This is a genomic window from Jatrophihabitans sp. (genome assembly GCA_036389035.1).
Classification (GTDB): Bacteria; Actinomycetota; Actinomycetes; order Mycobacteriales; family Jatrophihabitantaceae; genus Jatrophihabitans_A.
This window is the reverse complement of the sequence record DASVQQ010000029.1, coordinates 1-4,426: the sequence shown is the minus strand read 5'-3', so window position 1 is coordinate 4,426 and position 4,426 is coordinate 1. Positions and strand designations below refer to the sequence as shown.

General features: G+C 71.5%; 2 protein-coding genes. Both read right to left on the bottom strand.

Annotation, left to right across the window (positions count from 1 at the left end):
• Positions 1-167 precede the first annotated feature (167 nt).
• A complete protein-coding gene (gene treY, locus VF557_16255; GenBank protein ID HEX8081765.1) occupies positions 168-2,561 on the bottom strand; it encodes a malto-oligosyltrehalose synthase in 2,394 nt (797 codons plus the stop codon).
• A partial coding sequence (glgX, locus tag VF557_16250) for a glycogen debranching protein GlgX (GenBank protein HEX8081764.1) occupies positions 2,558-4,426 on the bottom strand: 1,869 nt, incomplete at its 5' end. The genes glgX and treY, both read right to left, overlap by 4 nt.

The window sequence follows — 4,426 nt, the reverse complement described above, 5'->3', positions numbered from 1 at the left end:
GCTGCGGGTCAGGCTGTGCTGCGGGTCAGGCTGTGCTGCGGGTCAGGCTGTGCTGCGGGTCAGGCTGTGCTGCGGGTCAGGCTGTGCTGCGGGTCAGGCTGTGCTGCGGGTCAGGCCGTGCCCGCCGGTCAGGCCGTGCTGCCGGCCAGGGCGGGCCCTGCCGGTCATCAACGACCGCGCGTCAAAAAGGCCGCCGGATAGCGCCGCAGCAGGACCGCCAACGGGACCCGGCCCTGATACTGCTCCGCGGTGAGCTGGTCCTGGTAAACCCCCGGCCCGAGTTCGAGCACGGTGTCCTGCCAGCCGCCGGCCCGGTGCAGGCCGACCGGCAACCTGGTGGCCACCGCCACCGCGCCGCCGCGGTCGAAGGCGACGGCGTGCTCGGCGGCCGGACCCGAGACGATCAGCGGCAGGTAGCTGCTGAACCGCTCCGGGTGCGCCCGGCGTTCGCGCAGCACCCGGCTGGTCAGCCACAGCTTGGCCGCGCCGACCTGCTCCAGCGGCGGACCGCCACTGCCAGCGGCGCCACTGCCAACGACGCCACTGCCAGCGGCGCCACTGCCGGCGGCGCCACTGCCAGTGTCGAAGCCGGCCAGCAGCTGCCGGCGCAGCTCGAAGTCCACCGGCCGCCGGTTGTCCGGATCGACCAGGGAGTAGTCATAGAGCTCGGTGCCCTGGTAGACGTCCGGGACGCCGGGCATGCACAGCTGCACGAGCTTCTGGGACAGGCTGTTGGACCAGCCGTGCGGGGTGATCTCGGTGATCAGCTCATCGAGCAGCCGGTGCGTGTGCCGATCGTCGTAGGCCCGGTCCACCGCCTGGTGCACCGCCGCCTCGAACGCGGCGTCCGGATCGCGCCAGCTGGTGCCGTCGCAGGCCTCGCGCATCGCCTTCTCGGCGTAGGCGTGCATCCTGTCCCGCTCGATCCAGCCGGCGCCGGCGAAACTCTGCCAGAGCAGGTACCCGAACGCCGGTTGCGGGATCGGGCTGCCGGCCAGCAGCTGCTCGGCGACGCCGTACCAGCGCTCGCCCAGCTCGGGCAGCACCGCCAACCGGGCCCGGACGTCCTCGCTGCGCTTGGTGTCATGGGTGGACAGCGTGGTCATCGACTCCGGCAGCAGCAGTTGGCGCTGCAACTGGGCGGCGTGGAACTCGGCCAGGGTGCAGCCGTAGCCGCCCGGGTCACCGCCGACCTCGTTGAGGCCTACCGCGCGGTTGTAGCGGTAGTAGGCGGTGTCCTCGACGCCCTTGGCCATGATCGCGCCGCTGGCCTGCTCGAACCGGACGGTGACCTCGCGGCCCGCTTCGCCGGCCCGGGCGGACAGCAGCGGCGTCAACTCGGCGATGGCGCGGGCCAGCTCCGGCTTGCGCGTCAGCGCCAGCGCGGCGGCCTCGTCGAGCCGCTCACCGGCCACCGGCTGGTAGGACCGGTACACCCCGAAGGCCACCGCCAGCTCGGTCAGCGCCGCGACCACCTGCTCGTCGGTGCTGGCCAGCTCGGGCGCGGCGGCCCGGACGCCACGGCTGATGCGCAGCAGCTCGGCCTGCAGGATGGTGTCGGCGACCATCCGCTTGCCCCGCTCCAGGTGCTCGGCCCAGTCGCGGTGATCGCCGGTCAGCTCGGCGTAGCGGCGGCTGGCGACCAGCTCGGCGGCCGGGTCATAGAGCAGGTTGTTCACCTCGGCCAGCGCGTCGTAACCGGTGGTGCCGGCCACCGGCCAGCCCGCGGGCAGCCACTCGCCCGGTTCGGTGATCTTCTCCACGGTGATCCAGCTGTCCGGGGCGGCCGCGGCCAGCCGGTCCAGGTAACCGGCCGGGTCGGCCAGGCCGTCCGGATGGTCGATCCGGATGCCCTGGACGTCGCCGGCCCGCACCCAGCGCAGGATCTCGGCGTGGCTGGCGTCGAAGACCGCCGGGTCCTCGACGCGGATGCCGGCCAGCTCGGTGACGGCGAAGAACCGGCGGTAGTTCTGCTCCAGGTCCGCCCGCCGGTAGCTGATCAGCTCGTAGTGCTGGCGGGCGTGCACGTCGGCCGCGCTGTCACCGGGCCCCGCGGTGCCCTCGGCGATCGGGAACCGGTGCTCGTAGTAGCGCAGCTCGTCCCCGGTCACGCTGAGCTGGTCGTCCCCGGCGTCATCGCCGAGCACCGGCAACCTGATCCGGCCGTTGCCGGCCTGCCAGTCGACGTCGAACCAGGCGGCGTACTCCGAGCCCGGCCCCTGCTTGAGCAGTTGCCACCAGGCGTGGTTCTGGGCGGCGTCGGCGACTCCCATGTGGTTGGGCACGATGTCCACGACGGTGTGCAGGCCCAGCCGCCGGGCGGCCTCGGCCACCGCCAGCCGGCCCTGCTCGCCGCCGCGCTCGGGATCGACCTGGCGATGGCTGGTGATGTCATAGCCGTGGTCCGAGCCCGAGGTGGCCTGCAGGATGGGGGACAGGTAGATCGCCCCCGCGCCGAGGTCCGCCAGGTAGTCGGCCAGTTCGGCCGCGGCCGCCAGCGGGAACTGCCGGCGGATCTGCAGTCGGTAGGTCGAGCCGGGTACGCCGACCGGCGCGGTCATTCGCCCAGGCTCCGCAGCACCACCATGGTCCGCGGCGCCACGGTGACCGACGCTCCGGGAAGGATCGGCTTGATGTCGGCGTCCTCGTCGGCGGCGGTGGCGGCGGTGTCCAGCACCACCTGCCAGGAGGAGTGCTGCAGCTCGGACGGCGGGGTGAACTCGATCGGCTCGTGATGTGCTGAGAAGCACAGGATGAACGAGTCGTCGATGACCCGGCCGCCGCGGTCATCGGTGCCGGTGATGGCCTCGCCGTTGAGGAACACCGCGACGGCCCGGCCGAAGCCCGATCCCCAGTCGTCCTCGGTCATCTCGCTGCCGTCGGGCCGCAGCCAGGCGATGTCGGGCAGCGGCGCGCCCTCGCCCTGGCGCTTGACCGGCCGGCCGTCGAAGAACCGGCGCCGGCGGAAGGTCGGGTGGGTGCGGCGCAGCTCGGTCACCTTGCGGGTGAAGGCCATCAGGTCGGTGTCGGCGGACTCCCAGTCGATCCAGGTCAGCTCGTTGTCCTGGCAGTAGCCGTTGTTGTTGCCCTGCTGGGTCCGGCCGAGCTCGTCGCCGTGGCAGATCATCGGCACGCCCTGGGACAGGAACAGGGTGGCGATGAAGTTGCGCTGCTGCCGGGCGCGCAGCTCGTTGACCTCGGGGTCATCCGTCGGCCCCTCGACCCCGCAGTTCCAGGACCGGTTGTGGCTCTCGCCGTCGTTGTTGCCCTCGCCGTTGGCCTCGTTGCGCTTCTCGTTGTAGGAGACCAGGTCGCGCAAGGTGAACCCGTCATGGGCGGTGACGAAGTTGATGCTGGCCACCGGCCGCCGCGCGGAATGCTCGTACAGGTCGGCTGAGCCGGTGAGCCGGGCGGCGAACTCGCCGATGGTGGCCGGCTCGCCACGCCAGAAGTCGCGGACGGTGTCGCGGTACTTGCCGTTCCACTCCGTCCATTGCGGCGGAAAGTTGCCGACCTGGTAGCCGCCGGGGCCGACGTCCCACGGCTCGGCGATCAGCTTCACCTGGCTGACCGTCGGGTCCTGCTGGACGAGTTCGAAGAAGCTGGACAGCCGGTCGACGTCGTAGAACTCCCGGGCCAGGGTCGCAGCCAGGTCGAAGCGGAAGCCGTCGACGTGCATCTCGGTGACCCAGTAGCGCAGCGAGTCCATGAGCAGCGCCAGCACGGCCGGACGGCGGACGTCGAGAGTGTTCCCGCAGCCGGTGTAGTCGGTGTAGCGGGCCTTGTTGCCGCCATCGAGCCGGTAGTAGCCGGCGTTGTCGATGCCCTTGAACGACAGCGTCGGACCGCGCTGGTCGCCCTCGGCGGTGTGGTTGTAGACGACGTCGAGGATCACCTCGATGCCGGCGGCGTGCAGCTGCTTGACCATCGTCTTGAACTCCACGACCTGGCCGCCGTCGGAGCCCGACGCGCTGTAGCCGGCGTGCGGAGCGAAGTATCCGAGGGTGTTGTAGCCCCAGTAGTTGGACAGCTCGCGCCGCAGCAGGTGCGGCTCGCTGACGAAGTGGTGCACGGGCAGGAGCTCGACGGCGGTCACGCCGAGGGACTGCAGGTGCTCGATGAACGCGGGATGGGCCAGGCCCGCGTAGGTGCCGCGCAGCGTGGGCGGCACCTCGGGGTGGCGCATCGTCGCACCCTTGACGTGCACCTCGTAGATGACCGTGTCCGACCATGACGTCCGCAGTGGGCGGTCGCCGTCCCAGGGGAAGTTGTCGTGGACGACGACCCCGCGGGGCACGAAGGGCGCCGAGTCCGCCGGGTCGGGCAGCGAGGGGTCCCGGGGGTCGTGGCCGTAGAGCGCGTCGTCGAGGACCAGCTCGCCGTCGACGGCGCGGGCGTAGGGGTCCAGCAGCAGCTTCGCCGGGTT